Origin of the sequence: Micromonospora sp. NPDC047527 (assembly GCF_040643015.1) — a bacterium.
Classification (GTDB): domain Bacteria; phylum Actinomycetota; class Actinomycetes; order Mycobacteriales; family Micromonosporaceae; genus Micromonospora.
Window position 1 is genome coordinate 1,941,881 of sequence record NZ_JBEYTK010000001.1, and the last position, 25,927, is coordinate 1,967,807.

At 69.7% G+C, this 25,927-nt stretch carries 21 protein-coding genes, 1 pseudogene and 1 riboswitch; of the genes and pseudogenes, 8 read left to right on the forward strand and 14 right to left on the reverse strand.

What is annotated here, in order from left to right:
* Positions 1–79: 79 nt before the first annotated feature.
* A pseudogene (locus ABZ808_RS08620) lies at positions 80–420 on the forward strand (hypothetical protein); the annotation flags it as partial.
* Positions 421–643: 223 nt separating this feature from the next.
* On the opposite strand, the gene metE reads toward ABZ808_RS08620, so the two are convergent.
* Positions 644–2,893, reverse strand: a complete 2,250-nt coding sequence (metE, locus tag ABZ808_RS08625) for a 5-methyltetrahydropteroyltriglutamate--homocysteine S-methyltransferase (protein ID WP_357002641.1) — start codon at positions 2,891–2,893, stop codon at positions 644–646.
* 115 nt (positions 2,894–3,008) lie between these two features.
* Positions 3,009–3,222: riboswitch (cobalamin riboswitch) on the reverse strand.
* A gap of 233 nt (positions 3,223–3,455) precedes the next feature.
* On the opposite strand from metE, the gene ABZ808_RS08630 reads away from it, so the two are divergent.
* Complete coding sequence (locus ABZ808_RS08630; protein WP_357002644.1) at positions 3,456–5,519, forward strand: copper resistance protein CopC; 2,064 nt, start codon at positions 3,456–3,458, stop codon at positions 5,517–5,519.
* Positions 5,520–5,638: 119 nt separating this feature from the next.
* Here the strand turns inward: ABZ808_RS08630 and ABZ808_RS08635 are convergent, their stop codons facing one another.
* The 7 genes from ABZ808_RS08635 to ABZ808_RS08665 form a co-directional block, all read right to left on the reverse strand.
* Positions 5,639–6,328, reverse strand: coding sequence for an IS6 family transposase (locus tag ABZ808_RS08635; RefSeq protein WP_357002836.1), 690 nt, complete (start codon positions 6,326–6,328; stop codon positions 5,639–5,641).
* Positions 6,329–6,539: 211 nt separating this feature from the next.
* Positions 6,540–6,935 (reverse strand): AtzH-like domain-containing protein, encoded by a 396-nt coding sequence (locus tag ABZ808_RS08640; RefSeq protein ID WP_357002646.1) that lies wholly within the window; start codon positions 6,933–6,935, stop codon positions 6,540–6,542.
* Positions 6,936–7,016: 81 nt separating this feature from the next.
* Entirely contained in the window at positions 7,017–8,645 is a 1,629-nt protein-coding gene (locus ABZ808_RS08645) for a regulator (protein ID WP_357002648.1), read from the reverse strand.
* Between the two features lie 12 nt (positions 8,646–8,657).
* The gene (locus tag ABZ808_RS08650) at positions 8,658–9,350 is read right to left on the reverse strand and encodes a cysteine hydrolase (RefSeq protein WP_357002650.1); all 693 of its coding nucleotides are present in this window, start codon (positions 9,348–9,350) and stop codon (positions 8,658–8,660) included.
* 9 nt (positions 9,351–9,359) lie between these two features.
* Positions 9,360–10,049 (reverse strand): isochorismatase family cysteine hydrolase, encoded by a 690-nt coding sequence (locus ABZ808_RS08655; protein WP_334550611.1) that lies wholly within the window; start codon positions 10,047–10,049, stop codon positions 9,360–9,362.
* A gap of 39 nt (positions 10,050–10,088) precedes the next feature.
* Positions 10,089–11,879 (reverse strand): allophanate hydrolase, encoded by a 1,791-nt coding sequence (gene atzF / locus ABZ808_RS08660; protein WP_357002652.1) that lies wholly within the window; start codon positions 11,877–11,879, stop codon positions 10,089–10,091.
* A gap of 104 nt (positions 11,880–11,983) precedes the next feature.
* Positions 11,984–12,649, reverse strand: a complete 666-nt coding sequence (locus ABZ808_RS08665) for a GntR family transcriptional regulator (RefSeq protein WP_357002654.1) — start codon at positions 12,647–12,649, stop codon at positions 11,984–11,986.
* An 828-nt stretch (positions 12,650–13,477) separates the two neighbouring features.
* Here ABZ808_RS08665 and ABZ808_RS08670 point away from each other — a divergent pair.
* Together ABZ808_RS08670 and ABZ808_RS08675 are read left to right on the forward strand one after the other, a co-directional pair.
* On the forward strand, positions 13,478–14,152 hold the full coding sequence (locus ABZ808_RS08670; RefSeq protein WP_357002656.1) for a response regulator transcription factor: 675 nt from the start codon (positions 13,478–13,480) through the stop codon (positions 14,150–14,152).
* Complete coding sequence (locus tag ABZ808_RS08675; protein ID WP_357002658.1) at positions 14,149–15,585, forward strand: HAMP domain-containing sensor histidine kinase; 1,437 nt, start codon at positions 14,149–14,151, stop codon at positions 15,583–15,585. Before ABZ808_RS08670 ends, ABZ808_RS08675 begins: the two co-directional genes overlap by 4 nt.
* A gap of 56 nt (positions 15,586–15,641) precedes the next feature.
* Here the strand turns inward: ABZ808_RS08675 and ABZ808_RS08680 are convergent, their stop codons facing one another.
* Positions 15,642–17,789, reverse strand: coding sequence for an MMPL family transporter (locus ABZ808_RS08680; protein ID WP_357002660.1), 2,148 nt, complete (start codon positions 17,787–17,789; stop codon positions 15,642–15,644).
* 590 nt (positions 17,790–18,379) lie between these two features.
* On the reverse strand, positions 18,380–19,267 hold the full coding sequence (locus ABZ808_RS08685; RefSeq protein WP_357002662.1) for a LysR family transcriptional regulator: 888 nt from the start codon (positions 19,265–19,267) through the stop codon (positions 18,380–18,382).
* Between the two features lie 84 nt (positions 19,268–19,351).
* On the opposite strand from ABZ808_RS08685, the gene ABZ808_RS08690 reads away from it, so the two are divergent.
* The gene (locus tag ABZ808_RS08690) at positions 19,352–20,665 is read left to right on the forward strand and encodes an aspartate aminotransferase family protein (RefSeq protein WP_053652634.1); all 1,314 of its coding nucleotides are present in this window, start codon (positions 19,352–19,354) and stop codon (positions 20,663–20,665) included.
* A 527-nt stretch (positions 20,666–21,192) separates the two neighbouring features.
* Here the strand turns inward: ABZ808_RS08690 and ABZ808_RS08695 are convergent.
* On the reverse strand, positions 21,193–21,915 hold the full coding sequence (locus tag ABZ808_RS08695; protein WP_357002664.1) for a hypothetical protein: 723 nt from the start codon (positions 21,913–21,915) through the stop codon (positions 21,193–21,195).
* Between the two features lie 202 nt (positions 21,916–22,117).
* Here ABZ808_RS08695 and ABZ808_RS08700 point away from each other — a divergent pair, with 202 nt between their 5' ends.
* The gene (locus ABZ808_RS08700; RefSeq protein ID WP_357002666.1) at positions 22,118–22,801 is read left to right on the forward strand and encodes a hypothetical protein; all 684 of its coding nucleotides are present in this window, start codon (positions 22,118–22,120) and stop codon (positions 22,799–22,801) included.
* Positions 22,802–22,928: 127 nt separating this feature from the next.
* Here ABZ808_RS08700 and ABZ808_RS08705 read toward each other — a convergent pair whose 3' ends face one another.
* The gene (locus tag ABZ808_RS08705) at positions 22,929–23,405 is read right to left on the reverse strand and encodes a DUF6326 family protein (RefSeq protein ID WP_357002668.1); all 477 of its coding nucleotides are present in this window, start codon (positions 23,403–23,405) and stop codon (positions 22,929–22,931) included.
* Positions 23,406–23,592: 187 nt separating this feature from the next.
* Here ABZ808_RS08705 and ABZ808_RS08710 point away from each other — a divergent pair, with 187 nt between their 5' ends.
* The gene (locus ABZ808_RS08710) at positions 23,593–24,726 is read left to right on the forward strand and encodes a sensor histidine kinase (protein ID WP_357002670.1); all 1,134 of its coding nucleotides are present in this window, start codon (positions 23,593–23,595) and stop codon (positions 24,724–24,726) included.
* A complete protein-coding gene (locus ABZ808_RS08715; RefSeq protein WP_357002672.1) occupies positions 24,723–25,379 on the forward strand; it encodes a response regulator transcription factor in 657 nt (218 codons plus the stop codon). The genes ABZ808_RS08710 and ABZ808_RS08715 overlap by 4 nt, the downstream gene beginning before the upstream one ends.
* Before the next feature lie 104 nt (positions 25,380–25,483).
* Here ABZ808_RS08715 and ABZ808_RS08720 read toward each other — a convergent pair whose 3' ends face one another.
* Positions 25,484–25,693 carry a hypothetical protein gene (locus ABZ808_RS08720; protein ID WP_357002674.1) on the reverse strand — a complete coding sequence of 70 codons (210 nt, stop codon included), beginning with the start codon at positions 25,691–25,693 and terminating at the stop codon, positions 25,484–25,486.
* Positions 25,694–25,773: 80 nt separating this feature from the next.
* A partial coding sequence (locus tag ABZ808_RS08725; protein ID WP_357002838.1) for a transposase occupies positions 25,774–25,927 on the reverse strand: 154 nt, incomplete at its 5' end.

The window sequence follows — 25,927 nt, forward strand, 5'->3', positions numbered from 1 at the left end:
GTTCGTCGACCGGTCGTGGCCAAGCTGGCTCGGTTGCCCGCCTGACCGGTCCGACCGCTCGGTACGCGGCAGGGCGAAGGTCGCCGCGACGATCACCTACAACGTCGTCGAGGCGGTCATCGCCATCAGCGCCGGGACGATGGCGTCCTCGACCGCGCTAATCGGGTTCGGGCTCGACTCCGTCATCGAGGTGGCCTCGGCCGGCGCCGTCGCCTGGCAGTTCTCCGGCCCCAACCACGCACGAACGCACCGCCCTGCGGATCATCGCTGTCGTTCTTCGCCCTCGCCGCGTACGTGTCCGTCGAGTCGGTACGCGCGCTCGTCGGCGCCGACCGCGCGGAGCACTCCACGATCGATCTGGCCCTGGCCGCGGTGTCGCTCACGGTGATGCCGTTACTGTCGGGCGCGCAGCGGCGTAGCGACTGCCTCGACCACTAACGATCGCGGTATTGGATGACCGCCGTCCGGCATGCCCGCCGCCAGGGCAAGCCAACTCGGATGTCACCTATCGGTGCAGCAGACCCATACATTCGCTGCAGGTGGTGGCGAACGTGCCGGCCGTGAGCGGCGCGTCGGATCACTACCGAACCCACCGTGCCGACGTGCCGGGCGGGACCAGTCGATGGTCCGCCCGGCACGGCCCTCACCTGTCGCGAAGCTCGTTGGCAGCGACGACCAGGTGCTCGAGAGATGCCTCAACTTCGGCATAGCCGCGGGTCTTGAGACCGCAGTCGGGGTTAACCCACAGCCGCTCCGCGGGGACCGCCGCCACTGCCCGTCGTAGCGCCTCGACGACCTCGGCATGCGAGGGCACCCGGGGAGAGTGAATGTCCCACACCCCGGGGCCGACACCCCGGCGGTATCCGATCGCGGCGAGGTCATCAAGGACTTCCATCTTCGAGCGGGATGCCTCGATGCTGGTGACATCGGCGTCGAGAGCGTCGATGGCGGTGATGACCTCCCCGAACTCCGAATAGCACAGGTGGGTGTGGATCTGGGTGTCGTCGGCGACGCCGGAGGTCGCCAGGCGGAACGCGCCGACAGCCCAGTCCAGGTACGCCTTCTGGTCGGCCTTGCGCAACGGCAGCGTCTCACGCAGGGCCGGCTCATCGACCTGGATCACCCGGATAGCGGCCGCTTCGAGGTCACGGCACTCGTCACGCAAGGCGAGCGCGACCTGGTCGGCGGTGTCGCCGAGCGGCTGGTCGGCCCGAACGAACGACCAGGCCAGGATCGTCACCGGACCGGTGAGCATCCCCTTGACCGGCCGGTCGGTCAACGACTGGGCGTAGGTGGACCAGCCGACCGTCATGGGCGCCTTGCGGGCCACGTCGCCGTAGATGATCGGTGGGCGTACGCAGCGGGAGCCGTAGGACTGCACCCAGCCGTGCTCGGTGGCGGCGAACCCGCTCAACTGCTCGCCGAAGTACTGGACCATGTCGTTGCGTTCGGGCTCGCCGTGCACCAGCACGTCCAGACCCAACCGCTCCTGAAGTCGGATGACCCGCTCGACTTCAGCCCGCATCCGCTCGGTGTAACCAACCTCGTTGAGCCGGCCAGCCCGGTACGCGGCGCGGGCCCGGCGCAGTTCGTCGGTCTGCGGGAACGAGCCAATGGTCGTCGTTGGCAGCGGCGGCAGGTTCAGCCGGGCCTGCTGTGCGGCGGCGCGGTGCGGGTAGGCGCCGCGTTGCCGGTCCGTGCCCCGCAACGCGGCAAGGCGCCCTCGCACGCTGTCGTCGTGCCACGTCGCCGGGGCCGGCGGCAGCTGCGCGGGCAGGGACGTGGTGCCGTTGCGCAGCGCCCGACCCAGCAGGACGACCTCATCAACCTTCTGCCGGGCGAAAGCCAAGCGGTCGCGCAGGTCCGGATCAAGGGCGGTCTCGACGGACAGGTCCACCGGCACGTGCAGCAGCGAGCACGAGGTGGACACCGCGACGTGGTCGGCGAGCCCCGTCACCGCGGCACCGGAGCTGATCGCCGCTCGCAGGTCGGTGCGCCAAATGTTACGTCCGTCGACGAGCCCCGCGACGATTGTCTTACCACGTAGCTGACCCGCTCCGGCGAGCCGATGCAGGTTGCCGGGCCCGGCAACCAGGTCCAACCCGATCGCCTCGACTGGCGTGTTCAGCAGAGCGGGCAGCGCGTCACCGAGTTCCCCGAAGTAGGTGGCGACGAAGATCCTCGGCCGCTGCGGCACGGCGCACAACCGGGTGTACGCGTCGCGGAGGGCGGCGATCTCTGCGGGGCTGCGGTCGCTGACGTAGGCGGGTTCGTCCAGCTGTACCCACTGCACCCCAGCCTCGGCGAGGGTCCGCAGGAGGTCGGCGTACACGTCGATGAGGTCCGTCAGCCGATCGAACGGTTCACCGCTCCCGTCGGTGGGCTTGGCCAGCAGCAGGAACGTGGCCGGTCCCACCAGCACCGGACGGCTCTCGATGCCCAGCTCACGGGCTTCCCGGTACTCACGCAGCGCCTTCGCGGGGTTCGCGGCGAAAGCGGTGTCGTCACCGATCTCCGGTACCAGGTAGTGGTAGTTCGTGTCGAACCACTTCGTGAGCTCCAGCGCCGGCTCGGCGTCGACGCCACGGGCCATCGCGAAATAGGTGTTGAGCGCGGAGAGACCGAGGCGGGAGAAACGTTGCGGGATCGCGCCGACGGCCACGGCGGTGTCGAGCACGTGGTCGTAGTAGGAGAACGTGTTGGACGGAATCGTGCCCAGACCTGCGTCCCGAAGCGCCCGCCAGACCTCGGCCCGCAGGGCGGCGCCGGTCGTCTCCAACCCCTCGGCGTCGATACCTCCCGCCCAGTAGGCCTCCACCGCCTTCTTCAGCTCACGGTTGCCGCCGATACGCGGATAGCCGAGCACGGTGCTCTGACCGAATGCAGTGTTCATGGGTTCCTTCCCTCGAAGTGCCCGAGGACCCAGGAGACAGCGGGAAGGAAGGGGTACGACAACGCACCGGCTTCCGCCCCGGTCGTCCCTAGAGACCGTCGGCGGCGCACACCGGGGTGGTGTGCGCGGCGCTGGCAGGTCTTCGGACTCGTGGGCGTGACCTGTTCGGTCGCCTACTGGCCGTCGCTTCCCAGACCTCGCGGCCCAGTGCTTGATGACGGCGGTCGTTCCCACTCACCGCTGCGGGGCAGTCCCGGTTTCGCACCGGGTTCCCTCTTACGACGCCGCGACCGATCGGGCCGCGGCGAACCAACACCGTTATCTATCGTAAGGGCTCGCGAACACCCCGGCGGCGGTGAACCCGCCTGTCGGGACGGTTCCACGGTGGCGAACCCAACATCCCGCAACACGAGAGGGACCAGGGTAGAACAGGAGATCGCCAAGGTCACGGTCGTCGTCAACGGCAGCGAGTGGACGACCCCGAGAGATGGCCGACTTTTGTCAGCTGAGGAAAAAGTCCAGCACCTCTTGAAAAAAGTCTCACCACGGCGAAGATATTCAGATGCGTCGTCTCCCTCAGACTCCGGTGCGGGCGCTCTCGGGCCTCCTCGCGCTCCTCCTCGCCTCGGCGGTCGCTCTGCTCGCGTCCGCCCAACCCGCCGGAGCTCACGGGACCCTCGCGATGTCCACGCCAGCGGGGGGCACCACGGTGAGCGAGCCGTTGACGTCGGTGCAGCTGTACTTCACCGAGAAGGCCGCAGCCAACGCGTTCTTCACCATCACCGCCCCGGGCGGCATCCGGGTCGACAACGGCTGGTCGTACGGGGAGCCGAAGCCGCTGGACAAGCCGGTACGGGAATACTTCCTGGTCAACGGCCAGTTCGAGCCACGTGAGTACACGACCGGGTTCCCCGCGACGGTGGCGGTCGCGCACCTACCGGCCAAAGGCCAGTACTCGGTGAGCTACCTGTCGGTCGCCTCGGACGGCGACACCGTGCGCGGCACCCTGACCTTCCGTTACAACGGGCGGGTGACGGCAGCGCCGCAGGGGTGGAGCCCTCCGACGACCCAGCCGGACCCTGCGCTGTTGGCCGCCACGGAGCAACACGGATCATCCGGGCAGGTCTCGGCAGTGCCGACCGTAGCCGCCGAGACGGCGGTACCGCCGTCCGCAGTCGCGGCCCCATCGACCGACTCCGCAGAGGAGAACGGTCCGGGAGCGCTCGCCTGGGCCGGCATGGCGGCGGTGGCCGCGGCGGCGGTGGCCGGATTCGTCGTCTGGCATCGGCGGACGGCTCCCACCGGCAGACCCACCGGCCGGGGCCGTACCTCGTCGGCAGCCTCCGGTCGCGGCGCCGGCGCTCGCCCCATCAACAAGACCGGCGGCGGCAGGACCGGCGCGGGCAAGACCGCCGGGCGCAAGGCCGGCAACGGCGAGACCTCCGGGAGCAAGGCCGGTGCGGCGACCGGCAACGGTACGCAGAGCACGGGCGGTAAGCGCCGACCCAGCACCGCGCCGGCCGCGCGTAAGGACACCGCGGTCGTCGTGGCTCGCACGGGCGTCGCGGTCGATCCAAATCCGACCGATGAGGACGCGACGGCCCCCGCCACGACGGACACTCGACCGCCCGTCCACTCCGGAGCACGGCCCGACCCGGACCCCGCCACCGTGACACCCGGGTCCGGGCTGAGCAACACTCACCTGGCGCTGCTGGTCGGTGGTCTGGTGCTGGTCTTGCTCGCCGGGTTCGGGTTGGCCCGCATCGGCGGCACCGAGACCCCGGCCGCCGGCACCACCCGGCCCCCGGCGGGCGGCCCGGCCGCCTCGGATCCCGCGCTGTCCGCGAACGACGGACACCAACACCCGGCCGGCACCGGACCGCACACGCACCGGGGTGACGGCGCGACAGGCGAGTCGCTGGTCACCGGGACGACGGTCAGCGCCGGCGGGTACACCCTGCAACCGCTGGAACGAACCCAACCCGTCGGGCTACGCGCCGACTACCGCTTCCGCATCGTCGGCACCGACCGACAACCGGCGACGCGCTTCGCGGTCGTCCACGACAAGCCGTTGCACATGATCGTGGTGGGCCGCGACCTGAGCGGCTACCAGCACCTGCATCCGACAATGGCACCCGACGGTACCTGGAGCGTCCCCCTGACGCTGGCCCGGCCCGGCGGCTACCGCGTCTACGCCGACTTCTCCGTCACCGCGGCCAACGGCACTCAGGTGCCTCTCGTGCTGGGCGTCGACCACACCGTGCCCGGCGCGCACACCCCCGCCGCGCTGCCACCGGCGCAGGCGCAGGCGACGGCTGGTCCGTACGCGGTGTCGATGACCGGCACGCCGACGGTGGGCGTGACAGCGCCGATGGAATTTCGGATCAGCCGCGCCGACACAACCACGCCTGTACAGCTGGAGCGATACCTGGGCGCGTACGGGCATCTGGTCGTCGTCCGTGAGGGCGACCTCGGATACGTGCATGTTCACCCTGAGCAGGAACTCATCGACGGAACCGTCCAGTTCTGGCTGACCAGTCCGAGTTCCGGCCGCTACCGGGCCTTCTTCGACTTCCAGGTCGACGGGAGGGTGCACACCGCCGAATACACGATCGACGTACCCTGATCGAAGGTTGGTTATTTACTGCTCCCCGTTACGGGAACTGGCGCCCTCGTCGCCCGACTGATACGGCGCCGTTGCGGTATCGGATCGGCGGACTGTTGAGCCGGGTGTCGGGTCCGTGGTCAGATCGCTTGGGCGAGTTCGGCGAACGCCGCAGCGACCCGCAGAGAGGGCGGGGCGTCGACGGCGAGTTCGCAGTGGCCGCGGCGGAGGTTCTGTATGAAGGCGTGGCCGGCGATGATCACCTGTGCTGTCTTGTCCGTTCGTAGCCCGCGCATCGGTCTCAACCGCTGTTTCAGCTGGCTGTGATCAGCCTCTATCGGATTGTTGGCGTACTGCTCGACGTGGCGCCACACGGACGGGATCAGCTCGTCGAGCACACCGGGGTAGACCGCGGCGGCATCGGTGACCACCTCCACGGGTGTCACCTTCAACGTCGACAGCGCCCGTCGGACGAACCGCCGGCCCCCGCCGGCGTCCCGGCGAGCCGAGACCAGCACGTCAATGACCTGCCCGTCCTGGTCGACCGCCCGGTACACGTACCGCCAAACACCGTTCACCCTGACGTACGTCTCATCAACGAACCACCTGTCACCTGGCGAGTGCCGGCAGAAGCGAGCGGCGTCGGCCACCAGCGGCGTGAACCGCTGCACCCACCGGAACACCGTGACGTGATCGACCTCCACGCCACGTTCGACCAGCAGCTCCTCCACATCGCGATAGGACAGGTTGAACCGCAGATACCAGCGCACCCCGACGACGATCACCTCTGGCGGGAACCGGAACCCGGCGAACGCCGACTTCGGTGGCAGCCACGGGTCAGGCTGGCTCGATGACTGCACTGCTCAAGCCTGCGTCGATCTTGCCGACGCTCAATGCAACAGAGCCGCACATCCCCGCTAGTTGGGTACGCCTACTCGGACTACACCTATGCGATGAACGGCCGCTGCACCAGTGCGGCCGGCCTCCTGTGGTACCGGGCTGCTGGCTCACCTCCGTTGTACATCTACAGCGCCCACCGAATCAGCTAACTCCCGGCACCGGGCAGTGTGGAACGGAGACGTGGGCGGTGACGATCCGCCAGCCGACGGGCAGGCGTACCCAGGTCTGGGTCTGCCGCCCGGTGGGCGCGCCGCCGGCGTACCCGAAGCGGGTCGTCACCACCGCGAGGTCCCTGCCGAACGTGGTGACTGCCGGGTCCACCAGCCGGCGACCGGCGGGCAGTGGCGGCTGCGTGGCCCGCCACTCGCGTTGCTCGTCCAGCCCGTACTGGTGGTCGGCGAGGCCGAAGCGCACGGTCCGCTCGGAATCCCAGAAGTACGCGCAGATCCGGTCCGCGTCGCCGTCGACCAGCGCCCGCTCGTAGTCGGCGAAGGCCGCCGCCACCTCGGCCACGACGTCGGTCCGGTCGATCTCCATCCGGTACGTCCCTTCGATTCGTCGGGTCGGGCATCGGTCGGCCCGGTCGGGAGCCGTGACCTTCCGACCGGGCTCGCCCACTCAGCCGGGCAGCGCGGACGTTCTCCGGTCGGTGTCCGTCCGCTCGCTGGCGGGGTCAGCTCGATCGGGCTGCTGGTCCGGTTCGTCCTCCTGCGGGTCGGGCTCGCGGGGCGTCGGGCGGCCGAGTGCGAAGACCGCACAGATCACCGCCACGAAGAGATAGCCCAGTGCCACCTGGCCGTTGGCGTTCCACTCGATCCGCTCGCCGTGGATCAGTCCAATGAACGACAGCACCGCGCCGGAGCTGGCGAAGATCGCGGCTCGGACGAAGCGTCTGTCGATGATGAAGACCACCACCGCGCCGAGCACCAGCCCGGCGAGGATCGCGCCCTGACCGAGCACCAGCAGCCCGTCGTAGATCACCCCGGCGCCGTTGAGCGCGTCGTCGCCGACCGCCGCGGCGGTGGTGCCGGCCGCGGCCAACGCGTTGTCGATCTGACCGGTCGCCCAGGCCGCGATGTTCGGGATCAGCGCGGCGACCACGGCGGCGGCGTGCGCCCGGGGGGTGGCCTGGAAGGCCTGCGCCCCGATCAGCAGCCCGATGTAGAGCAGGATCGGCACGATGGCCGCGGTCGGGAAGATCGCGCCGAGCAGCCCGAACATGCCGAGGAAGCAGAGCACCGCGATTACCACACCGGTCGCCATCGAGTATCCGCTGCGTCCACCCGCCGCTTTCCAGCCCGGGTGCCCGACGTAGACGGCCGGTGGGAACGGCGAGCCGAGCGCGGCGCCGATCACCGCGCCTGCACCGTCGGCGAGCAGCACGCTGCGCAGGTTGTAGTTGTCCCCCGCGGTGGCGGCGCTCTCCACGTTGGTCATGCCCTCGGTGAAGTTGTAGACGCCGAGCGGGATCGCCGTCGCCAGCAGGGGTGCCATGTCGGCCAGGCCGGTGAAGAGCAGGTCCAGCTTGAACGAGGGTACGGCGACCGCGATGTCGCGGGCCGCGGCCGTGACGTCCGGTACCGACATCGCCCCGCCGGCCCAGCCGATCGCGGTGCCGAGCAGCAGCGCGGCGAGCCCGATCGGGAAGTTGAACGGCAGTTTCACGTCGGTGAGCAGGCCGATCAGCAGCAGCGCGAAGACCGGCAGGGCGACCCAGGCCATCCGCCACATCTGACCGGCCGGGTTCATCGAGATGAAGGTGATGGAGATTCCGGCGAGGGTGCCGAGCAGCGCGGCCCGGGGGGCGTACCGGCGGATGTACGGCCCGACGAACGCGCCGATCAGCACGATCACGCCGATGATGAAGGCCCACGCCAGCCCGGCCTCCCAGGCTCGCAGCGGGTCCTGGGTGCGCAGGTAGATCGGCAGCATGATGACGAAGATGACGATGAACATGTGCGGCACGCTCGGCCCGTACGGCAGGGCGGTCACGTCGGTGCGGTTCTCCCGTCGGGCCAGCCGGCGTGCCAGGTAGGTGTAGTAGATGTTCCCGGCGACCAGGGCGATGCCGAGCGCCGGCAGGATCGTGCCGAACACCTCCCCCTCGGGAAGGTTCACCACGGCGAGGCAGAGCCCGGTCAGGGTGAGCACGTTGACCAGGACGTTGACGCCGAAGCCGAAGAATGCGTTGGTGTCGCCGCGTACCCAGTACGGGAGCGGGGCGACTGTCGGTGTGGTCGAGGCCATGACTACTCCCGGTCAGGAGGAGGGCTGCAACACGGGGGTGGCGGGCAGCGCGGCGCGCACCTGCGCCGAGTCGGCGACCCAGCCGAAGATGCCGCCCTGGGCGGCGATCATGTCGAGGCCGACCCGCTGGAACTCGGGAAAGTAGGACCCGACGCAGTCGGCGAGCACGAGGCACTCGTACCCGCGGTCGTTGGCCTCCCGGACGGTCGTGTGCACGCACACCTCGGTGGTGACCCCGGCGACCAGGAGGCTGCGGATGCCCCGCTCGGCGAGCAGGGCGTCCAGGTCGGTGGCGTAGAAGGCACCTTTGCCGGGTTTGTCGATGACCGGCTCGCCGGGCAGCGGCCTCAGCTCGTCGACGATGTCGTGGCCGTACTCGCCGCGGATCAGGATTCGGCCGTTGGGCCCGGGGTCACCGATGCGCCTGCTCGGCGCACCTCGACGGAGTTTGGCCGGCGGGCAGTCGGACAGGTCGGGCAGGTGCCCCTCGCGGGTGTGGATGATGCTCAAGCCGATGGCGCGGGCGTCGGCCAGCAGCGCCGCGAGCGGGGCGATGGTGCAACGCAAGTGGCCGACGTCGTTGCCGAGGCTCTCACCGAACCCGCCGGGTTCCAGGAAGTCGCGCTGCATGTCGATGACGAGCAGCGCCGTGGTGGCGATGTCGAAGGCGTACGGACCGGGCCGCGCGGTGGCGATGGTCAGCATGGGCGCACCTCACTTGGCCGTGGCGGCGATGACGTCGTCGGATGTGGTGACGCAGCCGAAGACGCCGCCCTGCATGGTGACCATGTGCAGTGCCGCGTCGTGGTTGGCCTTGTCGGTGGCGCCGGTGCAGTCGGCGAGGATGAGGCACTCGTACCCCCGGTCGTTCGCCTCGCGCATTGTGGTGTGTACGCAGACGTCGGTGGTGATACCGGTGAGGATCAGGTGGGTGATGCCCCGGGTCCGGAGGACCAGGTCGAGGTTCGTGGCGTAGAAGGCGCCCTTGCCCGGCTTGTCGATGACCACTTCGCCGGGCAGTGGGGCGACCTCGGGCACGATCTCCCAGCCGGGCTCGCCCCGGACCAGGATCCGACCGGCCGGACCGGCCGAGCCGATCTCGGCGCCGATACGCGCCGAGCGCCACCGCTTGTTCGCCGGGAGGTCGGACAGCTCCGGCTCGTGCCCCTCCCTGGTGTGTACGACGAGCATGCCGAGCGCGCGGGCGTGCTCCAGCAGGCGGGCGGTGGCCGGTAGACCGGCCCGGGTGAGCCCGATGTCGTAACCCATCGCGTCGACGTAGCCGCCCGGTCCGCAGAAGTCGGTCTGCCAGTCGATGCAGAGCAGTGCGGTATGCGCGGTGTCCGCCACGCCGTCGTACGGCCACGGATAGGGGTTGGCCGGTACCGGTCCGATGCTGCCCATTCTCTCGCCTCCTGTCGTGATCGCGGTTGTCTGTCGGCCCTATTGCCGGACGGGCGCGCCCCGGTACGCCCGCCATCCGCCGGCGGCGCTGATGTCCTCGGCCGGCGGGCCGGCCGCGTACGCCTCACAGAGGAAGCCGAGCACGTCCCGCCCGTCGTGCAGCCGGACCCAGCCGAGCGAGAGCGGAGCCGGCACCCCGGCCAGCAGCCCGCCGACCGCGTGCCCGGGCAGTCGCCACAGTTCGACCTCGATGCAATGGCCGGCGGGCCCGTCCGGCGCTACCCGCACCAGACCGGGCAGCCCTTCGCCGTCCGGGGTGTCCATCCGGAACAGCCGGTAGAGCGGGGCGGTGTGGGCGGCGCCGACGAGGAGTGCCCCGCGCCCGACCAGCTCGGCGTTACGCGACTCGCCCGTCAGGTGCCGGCCGACGACAGCCACCAGCAGTTCGGCCGCTGCTGGGACGACCTCGACCGCTGCGCCGGGCGCCTCGCCCTCGGTGAGGGTGGCGGCCAGGCGGGCCAGTGTGGTGTCGGTGAACGCCGGGCCGACCAGGGTCAGGCTCGCCGGTCGTCCGGCGCTGGTGAAGCCGTTGGGCACTGTCACCGCGGCCAGGTCGAGCAGGTTCGCGAACTGGGTGTAGCGGCCCAGCATGGCGTTACGCCCGATCGGGTCCTCGGCGATCTCGTCGAGCGTGAACGTGGTGCCGATGGTGGGCACCACCAGCACGTCGATGTCCTGCCAGAGCTGGTCGACCTGCGCGCGTAGCTCACGCAGGCGGTGCTGGCCCCGGAAGGCGTCGACCGCGTCGTGGCGCCGTCCGGTCTCCAGCACGGCCCGGGTGACCGGGTGCACGGAGTCGGGGTGCGATCGCAGGAAGCCGTCCAGGGCGACGAGTCGCTCGGCCACCCAGGGCCCGCGGTAGAGCAGGTCGCCCGCGTCGAAGAAGGCGCCCAGCGGTACCGACCGGGGCGACCCGACGAAGGTCCGCAATCGTTTCACCCCTGCGGCGAACCGGGCCTCCTGTCCGGTGTCGCCGAAGAACTCCAGGTCTGCTGAGTCGGGCACCCCGAGGCGTAGCGTTCCCGGCGTGCGGGCAACCACCTGCTCCGTCGGCAGCGGACGCCCCCAGGGGTCTGCCGTGGTGACCGCACGGGCCGCGTGCAGCACCTCGACGGCCCCGGCGACGTCGGCGGCGAAGACCGACACGCAGTCCAGCGAGCGGCAGGCCGGGACCACGCCGGCGGTGCTGAGCAGTCCCCGGGTGGGCTTGAGGCCGACGATCCCGTTGAGCGCTGCGGGCACCCGACCGGAGCCGGCGGTGTCCGTACCCAGAGCGAAGCTGACCTGGCCCGACGCCACCGCCACGGCGGAGCCTGAGCTGGAACCCCCGGAGATCAGGCCGCCGCCGAAGACGCTCTGGCAACTGCCGTACGGCGAGCGGGTCCCGGTCAGGCCGGTGGCGAACTGGTCGAGATTCGTCTTGCCGACGAGCAGCGCGCCGGCGTCGAGCAGCCGGCGCACCACCGGGGCGTCCTGGGCGGCCAGGTACCCGAAGTCGGGGCAGCCCGCAGTGGTGATCATGCCGGCCACGTCGATGTTGTCCTTGACCGCGAAGGGGATGCCGTACAGCGGCAGTGCAGGGTCACCGTGACGGGTCAGCGACCGGGCGCGCTCACGCAGCCGGTCGGCCGGGACGGTACTGATCCAGACCGGCCCCCTGTCGCGTCCGACGAGCCCGTCCAGAACGCGTTCGGCCTGGTCCGCCGGGGTCAGGCTGCCATCGCGGTACGCCGACCGAAGGTCCGAGATCGATCCCACTGGATCTGGCATACAGTCGATTGTCGACTGTTCTGTTACGGCAAACCGCGCGCTACGTAACGACGAAATGACGGCGCCTGGCCCGAGCCATCCGGCCGACCTTGGCGCTGCGCACCTCAGCCGAGGTACGAGCGGGCTCCGTGCCCGGTAAGCACCGTGAGCACCTCCTCCGGGTCTCCCCCGACGACAGCCTCGTACAGCCGCTCGTGCCGGTGAACCCCGTCCAGCGGCTGCGCCATCTCCGCCTCGCGGCGCAGGTTGACTGCCATGTAGAGCTGCAACTTCACCAGGACCGAGCCGTACACGGCGGAAAGTTGCCGGTTGCCGGCGAGCGCCACCAGCTCGACGTGGAACTGCCGGTGCGACTCGGCGACCGCCAACCGGTTGCCGGCCCGGGTCGCCTCCCTCATCCCATCCAGCGTCGCCCGCAAAGCGGCGAGATCGCCCTCCCGGCCGACGGGGATCCCCGCCCGCACCGAGAAACGCTCCAGCACGTCACGCAGCTCGTACAGCTCCCGCACGTCGCGGTCCGACAATGTGGCTACCCGCACCCCACGCCGGGGCACGTGCTCGACCAGACCCTGCTGAGCGAGCAATCGCAGCGCCTCCCGCAACGGCGCCCGACTGATCCCCAGCCGACGGGTCAGCTGCTCCTCCACCAGGCGTTCACCCGGGTTGCTCTTACCGCTGAGGATCTCCCGGGTCAGCCGGGAGACGGCGAGGTCCACCAGACTGACGCTCTCCAGCTCACCATCCACCGTCGATGCGACCCCGTCGTTCACTCCGATAAGTCTGCCACCTGCTCCCCGGCGGCCACCCGTCGGCGGCGGTCTGCCAGACATCGGCGGGGCGTCGTCCTCTTGTTGGTCTTGTGGCGGTCCGATTCGGATGACAGCCCGTCGGTCAAGCAGCGCTAGGCACGCTTCAACTTCACTGATCTTGGTCCCCAGAACGGCGAAAGGGCCGACCCGATATCCGGATCAGCCCTCTGACCTGCGTCGGGACGGCCGGATTCGAACCGACGACCCCTTGTTACCATCCGTAACCAAATCGAGCTTGCCATTGGTTGTCACAAATAGGCGTTGATCTGCACAGAAACGATCAGACACTAGCCGCTTCTTGTCACTGATTGTCAACGGCAGATGGGGTTTTCGGGGGGTAAACGGGGGCCGGCCGACATGACAGCGCTGCGTCCCACCGCACCCCGCTCCACCACCATCGGGGACGTGCCGTCACCAGGAAACAGCGCGCGCCTGTCCGTCGCGACTCGCCTACTTGGGCAAGGGGTTGGTGTCGGTGGATCGCCACGGGCTGATGGCTCACGTGGGATACGCCTTATCGGCGCCATCCCGCCCAGCTGAAGATCAGCCCACCTTGACGGGTCCCGGGCCAGGCGTTCGGGACCCGTGTTTACGCACGAGCCCTCTCAGCCGGACGCGCCTCCGCGACCCGACGTGGTGCGCGCTCATGCCGAGAACGGTGCACCTGATCATGGCAACGGGATGCTGCGGTCCACCGTGCGCCCAGACCTTTAATCCTGGCCTCAGGTTGATCGGGGACAATGAGCGGCAAAAGCATCGATTGGGAGGGGGCGCGTCGGCGTGCGGATCATGATCGCGGATGATGACGTGGCCATCCGTGAGTCGCTGGAGCGGGTTCTCCAGGTCGAGGGTTACGGCACTAGCACCGTCGCCAACGGTCTCGCCGTGCTCGACGGGATCGGTGGCGCGGAGCCGGATCTGCTGATCCTCGACGTGATGATGCCCCGCCTCGGCGGGTTGGAGACCTGCCGGCGGTTGCGGGCGGCGGGTCGCGATCTGCCGGTGCTCATGCTGACCGCCCGGGATCAGGTCTCCGACCGGGTCGCCGGGCTGGACGCGGGTGCCGACGACTACCTACCCAAGCCGTTCGCCACCGAGGAGTTGCTGGCCCGGGTCCGGGCCCTGCTGCGCCGCCGCTCGCCCGGCGACGACGAGTCGCAGCTCCTGACGTTCGCCGACGTCCGCCTCGATCCCGACAGGTTCGAGGCGTGGCGGGGCGGGCGGTCGCTCCACCTGACCCGGACCGAGTTCTCCCTGCTGCACGTTCTCATGCGCAACGCGACCCGGGTGTTGACCCGGGACGCGCTGTTCGAGGCGATCTGGGGCTTCGACATGAGCACCACCGCCAACAACCTCCAGGTGTACGTGAGCTATCTGCGCCGCAAGATGGAGGCCGAGGGTGAGCCGCGATTGATTTACACGCTGCGCGGCTTGGGATACACGTTGCGGGAGACCCCTCCGTGAGTGGGCCTACCGGCCGGGAACCGCGCCGGCTGACCCGATGGTGGCGCCGGCGGTCCCTGCGGACCAGGCTGACGGTGATCGCGGCGACGGCCATCGCGGTCAGCGTGTTCATGGCCTTCCAGGTGGCCAGCGAGCTGCTGGACTCGGAGCTGCAGGACAACGCCGAGAATCAGCTACGCGCGGACTCCCGCGTCCTGGCGGCGACCGTGGAGCCCACCGGTCTGGCGCAGGTCCAGCTACCGCCGTATCCCGGATCCGGTCGGCTGGTGCGGGTCATCCTGCCCGACGGCTCGACCCGGACGCCGGCCGGCCAACCCGCGCTGCCCCCGGTCAGCGAGCACGCCGGGCGGGTGGCGCAGGGCGCGTCGGCCGACCTGATGGAGTCCAGCGACAGCGACGACGACGGCTACCTCATCTACACGCTGCGGGCGGGCGACGGCGCGGTCCAGGTGGCCCGCGACACCGACGACAGCCCGATCAACCGGTTCGGGTTGGGCATGCTGCTGATCGGGCTGCTCTGCGTGGCCGGGGGCGCCCTTGTCGGGCGGGCCGTGGCGCGGACCGGGCTGGCGCCGATCGACCGGCTGACTGCCGCCGCGGTTCGTGTCGCGCAGACCCGGGACCTCGACGCCGCCATCCCGGACGAGGGCGGCGGGGAGATCCGGCGGCTGATCCAGTCAATTAACGACATGCTCGCCGCGCTCCGGGACTCTCGGCAGGCCCAGCGGCTGCTCGCCGAGGATGCCGCCCACGAGCTCAAGACCCCGCTCACCAGCCTGCGCCTCAACGTCGAGCTGCTGATCCGGCTCGATCGGCGCGACACCCTGGACAACGCACTGCCGGCGGAGAGCCGGACCCGGCTGCTCAACGATCTCGGTGCCCAGGTGGCCGAGTTGAGCACCCTTGCCGCCGAACTGACCGACCTGGCGCGCGGCGACGTCAGCGACGAGAGCACCGAGGTGCTCGACCTCGCCGACGTGGTGGTGGCCGCCGCGGCCCGGGCGCGTTCCCGCGTGCCTGACATCGAGGTCGCGCTCGACGTGACCTCCGTGTGGGTGAGCGGGCGTCCCGCTGCGCTTCAGCGAGCGGTGCTCAACCTCATCGACAACGCCGGCAAGTGGTCCCCCGCTGACCAGCCGGTCCAGGTCCGGCTCCGTGCCGAGGACGCGTCGGCGGTCCTCGAGGTCGACGACGCTGGGCCGGGCATCGACGCTGCCGACGTACCGCGGGTGTTCGACCGGTTCTACCGTGCCGACAGCGCCAGGGCGTTGCCAGGTTCCGGTCTGGGGCTGTCGATCGTGCAGCGGGTCGTCGACGCCCATGGCGGCCGGGTCACCGTCGCCCGCTCCGCGCGCGGTGGTGCGCTGCTTCGAGTCGACCTTCCGGCCGCGGCCCCGCCCGGTCGAATCACGCGGCCCACCGCCGGGTCATGAATAAGATCCGGGACGGGCCTGAGGCTCCGTCCCGGATCTCGCCCGTGCCGCCGCGCTCACCGTTGTAGCGCGGGCTCCTCGTCGTCGTCGAGCGACTGTCGCCCGTCCGGCGGCTCCACCGGTTGGGACAGCCGGCTCGGCCACCACATCCGCCGGCCGATCAGCAGGGTGAGGGCGGGAACCAGGACCGATCGCACCAGCAGGGCGTCGAGCAGCACGCCGAAGGCGACCAGGAACCCGACCTCGATCAGCATCACCAGCGGAAGTGAGGCGAGGACTGCGAACGTGGCCGCTAGGACCAGGCCTGCCGAGGTGATGACGCCACCGGTGGCGGAGAGGGCTTTGAGCATGCCCTCTCTGGTGCCGAGACGCACGGCTTCCTCCCGGGCCCGGCTGGCCAGGAAAATGTTGTAGTCGATGCCGAGCGCCACCAGGAACAGGAATGCCAGCAGCGGCACCGAATAGTCGACGCCCTTGAACCCGAGGATCGTGTCGAAGACGAACACGCTGCCGCCGAAGGCTGCGGCGAATGAGGCGACCACTGTGGCCATCAGGACCAGCGGGGCCACGACCGCGCGCAGCAGCAGCCCGAGCACGATCAGGACGACGGCGAGCACCAGCGGGATCACCAACTTCTCGTCGCGGCTGGTGGTCACCTCGGTGTCGAGGTTCTCCGCACTCGGCCCGCCGACGATCGCCTCCGCCCCGCTCACCGCGTGCACGGCGGTACGCACCCGCTTGATCGTGTCGTACTCTGCGACGCTGTCCGGCGCGTCCGTCGGGAACACGGAGATGTCGGCCCAGCCACCCTTGGTCTGACCCGGGATGGCCGTGGCCACACCTCGGGTGCCCTTGACGATGTCGAGGACCCGCTCCTGGTACGCCGGCCGCGTGAAGATCGTCATCGGCTGGCCGCCGAGCTCCGGGAAGTGCTGGCGGAGAACGGTGAAGCCGGTGACCGACTCCGGCGCGGACAGGAACTGGTCCTGCTCCCGCAGTGCGCCGGTATTGCCCGCCAGCCCGAGGGCGAGCACGCCGAGGACTCCGAGCGAGCCGAGTGTCGCCACCCACCGGCGGCGGCTGATGGCGGTGCCAAGCCGTCCCCACAGCCCCGGCTTCTGCTCCACGGCCGTGCTGAACCGCGGGATGGCCGGCCAGAAGATCCGTCTACCGAGCACCACGAGCATCGCCGGGAACAGCGTCAGCATGGCCACCAGCGCGCACAGGATGCCGGCCGCGCCGATCGGGCCCAACCCGCTGGTGCTGTTCAGGTCGGCGACGAGCAGGCAGAGCAGGCCGGCGATCACGGTGGCCGCGGACGCGACGATCGCCGGCGCCGCGCCGCGCAACGCGTGGACCATCGCAACCCGGACGTTCTCGTGGTGGTGCAGTGCCTCCCGATATCGAGCGATGAGCAACAGCGCGTAGTCCGTGCCGACGCCGAATACCAGGATCGTTAGCAGCGCCGAGTTCTGGTCGTTGATCACGATGCCGAAGCCTTTGACGAGCAGGTAGACGGTGGCCATCGCGGTCAGCGCGGCCATGCCCACGGCCATGAGCGGGATGAACCACAACACAGGGCTGCGGTAGGTGAGGATGAGTAGGAGCGTGACGACGACGACGGTGGTGAGGAAGACCTGCAGGTCGATGCCGTCGAAGACGGCGTCCATGTCGCCGTCGATCGCGGCGGGGCCGGTCACGTCGAGTTCCAGGCCGGCGGGGCGGTCCTGCGCGGCCTCCCGCAACGGGCCGACGATGGTCTCCGGTGCGCCGTAGGTCGTGCTCACGTCGAGGGTGAACATCATCGCCTTGCCGTTGATGGAGAGTCTCGTCGATGGGCCCTCGTCGTCCTCGCCGCCCGCCGCCGTCGCCTTCGGCGGGTACCGCTTGGCAAGGGTGTTGTAGTGGCGCTCGACCGACGCGCGGTCGGCGTCGGTCATGCCGCCGGCGCGGTGGTACACGAACACGAACGTGTTGTCCTCACCGCCGGGGAGACTGTCCTCCAGCACCGCCACCTTGGTGGACTCGGCGCCGGCCGGCAGGGTGTCCACGGCTCTGTCGGTAGTGACCGAGCTCAGCTTTCCGCTCAACGGCACCATCACCGCCGCCAGCGCCACCCACAGGCCAATCACCAACCACGGCACCCACCGGCCTGCCAACCGACCGGCCGGCGCTTCCTTGGACGGCGCTGCGTTGACTGCCATCACTAGCCTCCTACGAGACGGTCCATCGCTTATCTGATGCCGACTTCGTACCGAGCGAATCTGAGACGACTGTTAAACGGCGCTCAGGCCGGTTGGCCGAGCCAGGTGCCCGAGCGCACGCACCACCGTGGCGGCGTCGAGGTCCTGCCCGGTAGGCAAGGCCCAGGCGACACAGCCGCCGGGCCCGGATGAGCAACGCGTCGACGGCCACCGGGTCCGTGCGGGCGGGGACGATGTTGATCCGTCCGGTCCACGCGGCCGCGGCGGTGTCGATCCAGGGGGTCCGGGACGACATCGTGGTGATCGTGACGTCGGTGCCGCTAGATGGCTGGACGCTGTCCTGACCGGCGAACGGCTTTTTCGCTAACAGCGCGCTGGTCCGGAGGCTGAGGCGCAGCTTTCACGGCATCCGCAAATAGCCGCGATCCGGGTGCTGCCATCTCACGTCCCCAGTTACTGGTTGTTGGCGGACGTGGGTGGCCGATCCGCCGCCGTCGCAGAGGCGGCCGGCGCGCGAACAGCGCCGTCTGCGCATCGCCCTGGTACGCAAGGGGTGCTACCAGCACACTACAGAGACGGTCCGGCCAAGGTCAGTCACCTGCTCTCAGGGCATTGAGCACGGCCGTCACCTCGGGGCGTGACGCGGCCGGTCGCCGGACCCCGGCAGTGATGCGCCGGGTCAGCGGCGGGCTCAGTGGTCGGGTCACCACCCGGTATCGCGGGTCCACCGCCAGCTTCGGCAGCATGGTGATCGAGCGGCCGTTCTCCACGTGCTGGAGGGCCAGCATGTAGTTGTTGAACCGACAGATCACCGCGGGCTCGAAGCCGGCCTCCCGGCACAGCCGGGTGGACAGCTCGGACATGTACGAGCCGGCGACGTCGAACGTCCAGCGCTGCTGCGCGCACGCCTCCAGTGCGACCGACTCGGCGCTGGTCAGCGGATGCCCCGGGGGCAGCACGAGCACGACCGGGTCGGTGGCGAGCGGCACCAAATGGATCTCCGGGGAGAGCTCGGCGCCGGCGAAGTCGGCCGTCGTGATGATCAGGTCGACGTCGCCGCGACGCAGCGCCGGCATGCTCTCGTGCGGCTCCAACTCCAGCAAGACCACGCTCACATCCGGGTGTCGGGCGGCGAGACGGACAAGTGCCGGTTCGGCGAGGGCTTGCACCGCACTCTGGAACGCGGCCACGGTGACGGTGCCAGCCGGCTCGTCGGCGAGGCGGCGCAGCTCCGCCTCGGCCGCGTCCATGGCCGCGAGGATCTCCCGTGCCCGGCCGGCAAGCAACATTCCGGCCGCAGTGAGTCGCACCCGCCGCCCGGTGCGTTCCAGCAGCGCGGTCCGGGTCTCCCGTTCCAGTGTGGTCAGCTGCTGCGACACCGCCGACGGGCTCAGGTTGCCGCGCTGCGCAACGGCCCGGACGGTGCCGTAGGTCGCCAGGTCGGCGAGCAGGCGCAGCCGCCACGGATTCAGCGTCATGACCGCCGACTGTACGGCTTTGCTTAACAGCGACGGCGGAAATGTGCGATGGACGTGTCTGTCCGGGCTGCCTAGCGTCGGTTCATGGCTGATTCGTTCTGGTCCGACGCCGATCGTCACCTGGTCCGCTACATCGGCGCGGGCAGCTTCGTACGTGAAATCATCGAACGCGCCGAGGGCAGTTTCGTCTTCACCGCCGACGGCCGCCGACTGCTCGACTTCACGTCGGGGCAGATGAGCGCGATCCTTGGCCACTCTCACCCGGCCGTAGTAGCCACGATCCAGCGGCAGGCAGCCACTCTCGACCACCTGTTCAGTGGCATGCTGAGCCGGCCCGTGGTCGAGCTGGCACGCCGCCTCGCCGGCTCGCTGCCTGCGCCGCTGGACAAGGTCCTGCTGCTCACCACCGGCGCGGAGTCCAACGAGGCGGCGATCCGGATGGCGAAGCTGGTCACCGGCCGGCACGAAATCATCTCGTTCGCCCGGTCCTGGCATGGAATGACGCAGGCTGCGGCGAGCGCCACCTACAGCTCGGGGCGCAAGGGGTACGGGCCCGCGGCGCCCGGCAACTTCGCCATCCCCACGCCGAACGCGTACCGACCCGACTTCACCCTTCCGAGCGGCGAACTGGACTGGCGGCATCAGCTGGAGTTCGCGTTCGAGCTGTTCGACGCCCAGTCGGTGGGCAGCCTGGCGGCGTGCGTCGTCGAACCGATCCTCAGCTCCGGCGGGGTGATCGACCTGCCGCCGGGATACCTCGCGGCGCTGCGCGACAAGGTGCACGAGCGGGGCGGGCTGTTGATCCTCGACGAGGCGCAGACCGGTCTGTGCCGCACCGGAGAGTGGTACGCGTTCCAGCGGGACGGCATCGTGCCGGACATCCTGACCCTGTCCAAGACACTCGGCGCCGGCCTGCCGCTGGCCGCTGTGGTGACCAGCCCGGAGATCGAGCAGACCGCCCACGAGCGCGGCTTCCTCTTCTTCACCACGCACGTCTCGGACCCGCTGGTGGCTGCGGTCGGTAACACGGTCCTGGACGTGCTGGAGGCCGACCGGCTCGATGAACAGGCTGCGCAACTGGGCTCGTACCTGCGGAAGGGCCTTCAGGAGATCAGCCAACGGCACCCTGTGGTCGGCGACGTGCGGGGCCGCGGGCTGCTGGTCGGGCTCGAGCTGGTCAGCGACCGGGAGTCGAAACGACCGGCCGACGCGCTGGGCGCGGCAGTGACAGGGCGTTGCCTGGAACTGGGCCTGCACATGAACGTGGTGCAGCTGCCGGGTATGGGCGGCGTCTTCCGCATCGCACCAGCGCTCACCTCCAGTCACGCGGAGCTGGACCTGGGCCTGGAAATCCTCGACCATGCACTCGCCGACGTGGTGCCGCAGTTCATACCTTGAGCACCAGCCAGGGGTCATGATCATGGAAGTCTTGGGGGCGTTCAGCCTGCGGCATGGGGGAATCGATAAGGGCGCGGCTGCCGGCGTCGTGGAACAGGTCGGTCAGCGGGCGAGTGACCAGAACCCACAGATAGGGCGGCTCCTCACCCGGGCCGACCCGTACAGGGCAGACTTCCACGCCTCGAAGGGCGGTACGAACCTCGGGCTGCGCCAAGGTCCGGGGACGGCGAGGCGGCGTCCGGGTGTCTCGGATTCGACGAGCAGCCGTTTTCGTCAGCAGCGCCGAGCCGAGGTCGGCCAGTTGCCGGTCGTCCCAACCGTTTTAGCGCAATAGGTTCTGCTCGGTCGGGTCTGGCAGCACCATGACTTGCAGATGCAGCGACGCTTCGGGTCGGTTCAAACCGAGCCGGGCAGCGATCCGTTCGACGGTATCCGGCGCGGACAGCAAAGCGTTTCTGGCCGTACGCGCCAGCGGGCAAACCACTCGTCAACTCACCGATACTCGTCGTCAACCGGCAGTCCTCACGTCACGACCACGTGCATCCATCGTCTGCATTATGAGTTGCCCTGCCGACATGCGCCTGCTCGCCGCGTCGGGGCAGCCGGTCGGCCGCCACGATGTGCTGCAGATACGCCAGCCCGGCCCGCTTGGCGGCGATGACGACGTCGACCGGCAGGGCGACGTCGCCGTGCGCCAGCACCACCGCCACGCAGCCGCCCGGCACGAGATGGGCGCGGCAGCGGCGGAAGAACTCGACCGGAGAGGCGTCGGCAACCGGCCAGCCAGTGACGATCAGCGTCGCCGACTCGCGGCCCCACCCGACCGGGCGCGCCGCGTGCAGATGACTACGGCGGTGTGCCGCGATGATCGCGCGCGCCAACTGTGGTCCTTCGGCCAGGTCGATGATGAGGTCGGACGGGTGGGTGAGGTTGTGGACCAATCGCACACCCATCGCGTTGGACATGGCCTCGCCCTCGTGCGGGGCGGGGACCGGCCAGACAGTGATCGGCACGGGCGGGTCGCCGGGCACCACGTCCCCCACGGGAACCGGTGCACGGCGGTGGTTTCTGTCGGTCATGGGCACGGTGGCCCCCGGACCGGCGGGCGTACTGACGATTCCCAGTGCGCCGCTGACAGGCCGATCGAACCCATCCCTGACCTGACAGCACCGGTCACCAGACCGGTCGGACAGCGGCATCAGCGAACCGGCGGTGGTGAATACAGCGGCGAACCTGACACGACCGGTCACGACCTATCCGGGTCTGACAAACACTCGTCGTGTCAGGTCGGACTGTCCCAATCGGAGGCCTCGGAGCCTTCGCACCGGGCGAAGCGCTCCCGGCAAGGGGGACATCACCATGGCAACGACCACGCGCACGAGGACGGCCGACACGGCTCTGACCACCGCCGAGAAGGCTTTCGCACTGCTGACCTGCGAACCCGCGCCGCTGGTGTTCGACGCCCGGCCGGTGCCGGGCCTGCCAGACACCACGATGGCGCTGGACGAGCTGCGCAAGCTACTCATGGTCGAGCGCTACGACAGCGACACCACCGACGAGCTGTGGCGGCAGCTGGCCCACCACGCCCGCGAATGGGGACCGGCCTGGGTCGTCGGCGCGATCGGCGTGGCGCTGCCCGCGTTGACGCACCTCGCGGCGAAAATCAGCCGCGGCTACGCGCGTCACGCCGACGACGTGGACTCCGAAGTCCTGGCCGGATTCCTGCAATCGTTGCGCAGTGCGGATCTCGCCCCGCCCCGACTGTGGCTGCGGCTGTGCTGGGCAGCCTGGCGCGCCGGAACCGCGGTCATCAAGACCCACGACGGCGAGGAACTGCCGCTGGACCTGCCCACCGGGTCACGCTCACCAAGGATGCCGTACGGGCATCCGGACCTGCTGCTCGGTCGGGCAGCCGCCGCCGGCCTGATCACGGCCGAAGCCGCTGAACTGATCAGCGCCACCCGGTTCGGCGACGCGCTGATCGAGCAGCTGGCCGCCGAGAAGGGCGTGACCGGACCAGCCCTGCGGATGCGCCGCCGCCGCGCCGAACGCATCGTGGCCGACGCGGTCACGCGCGGCGACCTGTCCGGTCCGAGCTCTTCGGTCAGCCGCCGCGAAGGCGCCATAGCCGCCTGAGAGCACCACCCGGTCGGCAACAGCTGAGCGACGTCGGTGCCGTCCCGCTCTGGATCGTGCTGCTGCTCGCGGTCGCTGCTGCCGGAGCCGCTGTAGCCGACCCCGCGGACGGGGCCCGCCTCGAGCGTCATACCCGGGTTTGGGCGAGGTCGCGGCTGGCGGTGGCTGGAATGGCCCGGGGCCAGGTCCATGCGGCGCGCAGGATGAAGGCTAGGAGCAGCAGTTCGAGCCCGATGGAGAAGCCGTAGAAGTAGAGGTAGGTCCAGGACTCGCCGTCCGCGTTGTACACCGTGACGGGGATGTAGAGCGTTGCCACGACGAGGTTGGTGGCGCGGTTGACGCGGGCGGGGAGTGTCGTGGAGAGCAGGATCATGAGGATCGGGATGGCCATGAGTGTGAGCGCGAGGGCGACGAAGGTTGGGCCGGTGTCGAACTCGTGCACGGCGCCGGCCAGGATGTGGTTGATGAAGCCGGGCTTGTACAGGGCGAGGTAGTCGACGTAGATGTAGAGGAACATGAAGCTGGCCCAGGCCGCGGCGAGCTTCGCCTGGACCGGGATGTGCGCTTCCTGGAGCGCACCGGCTGGTCTGCCGGTTCTGGTCATCACGTCTCCTGTTTGCTGGCGTCAGCCGGGTCGGCTCACTCGATGTCTCCACCATGACCAGCGTTGGCCGGCGCCACATCCGCTTGCGGGCTCCGGCTGTCCTGGCCCCAGGCGCGGGACACTCGCCGTACTTTCGGCTGATCCGCCCTGAGGGGCGGCCCCCTTACGTTCTCTGGGAGGGGGAAGCATGCTTGCTGAGCTCTGGGCTGAGCCTCGCCCCACACGTCCGCCGGTGCGGGTGTGGCGGGACTGGGCGCTGTCCTCGGCTCTTGTCGTGATCTCGGTCGTCGAGTTGCTGCTGCGCGACGACAGGGCATGGGCGCCGCTGCTGGTCGGTGTCAGCGTCGTGGTCGCGGCGTGCCTGCTGTATCGACGCACGCGACCGCTGGCCGCAGTAACCGTTGCCTTCGGAGCCGTTCTCGTCTTCGACATCGCGAGGATCGCGGTCATTGACGCCACCGGCCTGCTGGGTATCGCAGGGCTGCTCGTGTTGCCCTACGCCCTGCTGCGCTGGGGGGCAGGTCGCGAGGTTGCCCTCGGACTCGGCATCATCCTCGTCTGGCTACCCGTCACCCTCGTCGCGGAGTCGACCTCACCCGCGGAGAAGGTCGCCGGTTACGGCTTTTTCTTGTGCTCGGCCGCGCTCGGAGCGGCAGTGCGCTACCGCACCAGAAGCCACGACCGCGATGTCGAGCAGGTCCGGCTCCACCAGCGCAACGAACTCGCCCGCGAGCTGCACGACACGGTCGGCCATCACGTCTCGGCCATCGCCGTCCAGGCACAGGCAGGTCGCGCGCTGGCCGCCACGGATCCGGAGCGCGCGCTGGCCACCCTGGTCACCATCGAGGAAGAGGCGTCCCGGACGCTCAGGGAGATGCGAGCCCTCGTGGGCGTGCTGCGCGACGGTACGGACGCCGATCTCGCCCCTCGGCGAGGAGTGGTGGACATCGAACGACTCGCTCGTCCCGGCGGCGAGGTGCTGGGCGTCCGCGTGCAGGTCTCCGGTGACGCCGAGGCCGTTGAGCCGGCAGTCGGCACCGCCCTCTACCTGATCGCCGCCGAGGCGGTCACCAACGCGACCCGCCACGCCTGCGGCGCCACCCACGTCACCGTCGACGTCACCGCATCCCGCGGCCAGGTGCATCTGCGGGTGCGCGATGACGGCGAGGCGACCAGGACCAGCTCCCCGCACGCCGGCTACGGGCTGCGCGGCATGGCCGAGCGGGCGAGCCTGCTCGGCGGCACCCTCCGGGCGGGACCTGCCCCGGACGGCGGCTGGAGCGTCGACGCCTCGCTTCCTCGGACAGTGCGCGCGTCATGACCATCCGCGTGCTGGTCGCTGACGACCAGGACATCGCCAGGGCAGGGCTGTGCATGATCCTGGACGCCCAACCGGGCATCGTCGTCGTCGGCGACGCCGCCGACGGCCGCCGGGCGATCTCCATGGCCCGTTCGCTGCGTCCCGATGTGTGCCTGCTGGACATCCGCATGCCCGAGGTCGACGGGATCGAAGCCACCCGCCAGCTCGCCGGGGCCGACATCGCCGATCCTCTGGCCGTCGTCGTCATCACCACCTTCGACCTCGACGAGTACGTCTACGGCGCGCTCAAGGCAGGCGCCCGAGGCTTCCTCCTCAAGGACGCCGGCGCCGAGATGCTCACCCAGGCCATCCATGCCGCCGCCCGCGGCGACGCCCTGATCGCACCGAACATCACCGCGAGGCTCCTGTCCTCCTTCGCGAACAGCCGCTCGCGCTCGGTGCCACCTGAGCCTGTCGAGCCGCTGACCGCTCGCGAGGAACAGGTCCTGCTGGCTGCCGCTCGCGGGCTGACCAACAGCGAGATCGGCGGTGAGCTGTCCATCAGCCTCAGCACGGTCAAGACCCACATCGCCTCCCTGATGCGCAAGCTCAACGCCCGCAACCGCGTCGAGATCGTGATGTGGGCCTACGAGACACGCCGCGTCGGCACCTGATCGACGCCCGCATACGCGAGTCGCGGAAACAGGAGTGCCGGGGGCCCGATATGAATTGCTCCGGGCCCGGCGCCGGCCGTGATCGGCCGGCGCCGGATGCCGGTTCAGCGCGTTGCGGTGCGGTGCAGCTGGACGGCGCCGGAGGTCAGATCGCGTGGGGCGATCCGGTCGACGTCGAACTGGGTGCTGCCGGGGCTGTGGTCGTAGATGACCGTCCCGGTGGTGGTTTCGAAGACGACCAGGCGGGCCCGGTCGGTGGGGATGGCCACGCAGTCGGTGCGGCCCGGCGAACAGGCGTCCCAGCCGTAGATCACCCAGGTGTGGGAGTGTGTCGATTTCGGCTCTGTCTCACATTCGGCTCTGTCTCACATTCGGTGGTGACGGAGGGTGCTGGCTAGCCGAGCAGGATTCGATGGCGCAGGAGAGCGAAGCCCGCGCGTCCGTACATCTGTCGCTTGATCAGTTTGGTTTTGGTGTTGACGCCTTCGGTGCCGCCGTTGTGGAAGGGGTAGGTCAGGGCGGCGTTGACGGCGTCGCGGTCAAGGCCG

Excerpts from the sequence above, each read along its gene's own strand:
- metE (WP_357002641.1), bottom strand. The coding sequence starts at position 2,893 with ATGAACACTGCATTCGGTCAGAGCACCGTGCTCGGCTATCCGCGTATC.
- ABZ808_RS08630 (WP_357002644.1), top strand. The coding sequence starts at position 3,456 with ATGCGTCGTCTCCCTCAGACTCCGGTGCGGGCGCTCTCGGGCCTCCTC.
- ABZ808_RS08640 (WP_357002646.1), bottom strand. The coding sequence starts at position 6,935 with ATGGAGATCGACCGGACCGACGTCGTGGCCGAGGTGGCGGCGGCCTTC.
- ABZ808_RS08645 (WP_357002648.1), bottom strand. The coding sequence starts at position 8,645 with ATGGCCTCGACCACACCGACAGTCGCCCCGCTCCCGTACTGGGTACGC.
- ABZ808_RS08650 (WP_357002650.1), bottom strand. The coding sequence starts at position 9,350 with ATGCTGACCATCGCCACCGCGCGGCCCGGTCCGTACGCCTTCGACATC.
- ABZ808_RS08655 (WP_334550611.1), bottom strand. The coding sequence starts at position 10,049 with ATGGGCAGCATCGGACCGGTACCGGCCAACCCCTATCCGTGGCCGTAC.
- atzF (WP_357002652.1), bottom strand. The coding sequence starts at position 11,879 with ATGCCAGATCCAGTGGGATCGATCTCGGACCTTCGGTCGGCGTACCGC.
- ABZ808_RS08670 (WP_357002656.1), top strand. The coding sequence starts at position 13,478 with ATGATCGCGGATGATGACGTGGCCATCCGTGAGTCGCTGGAGCGGGTT.
- ABZ808_RS08680 (WP_357002660.1), bottom strand. The coding sequence starts at position 17,789 with ATGGCAGTCAACGCAGCGCCGTCCAAGGAAGCGCCGGCCGGTCGGTTG.
- ABZ808_RS08685 (WP_357002662.1), bottom strand. The coding sequence starts at position 19,267 with ATGACGCTGAATCCGTGGCGGCTGCGCCTGCTCGCCGACCTGGCGACC.
- ABZ808_RS08690 (WP_053652634.1), top strand. The coding sequence starts at position 19,352 with ATGGCTGATTCGTTCTGGTCCGACGCCGATCGTCACCTGGTCCGCTAC.
- ABZ808_RS08705 (WP_357002668.1), bottom strand. The coding sequence starts at position 23,405 with ATGACCAGAACCGGCAGACCAGCCGGTGCGCTCCAGGAAGCGCACATC.
- ABZ808_RS08710 (WP_357002670.1), top strand. The coding sequence starts at position 23,593 with ATGCTTGCTGAGCTCTGGGCTGAGCCTCGCCCCACACGTCCGCCGGTG.
- ABZ808_RS08715 (WP_357002672.1), top strand. The coding sequence starts at position 24,723 with ATGACCATCCGCGTGCTGGTCGCTGACGACCAGGACATCGCCAGGGCA.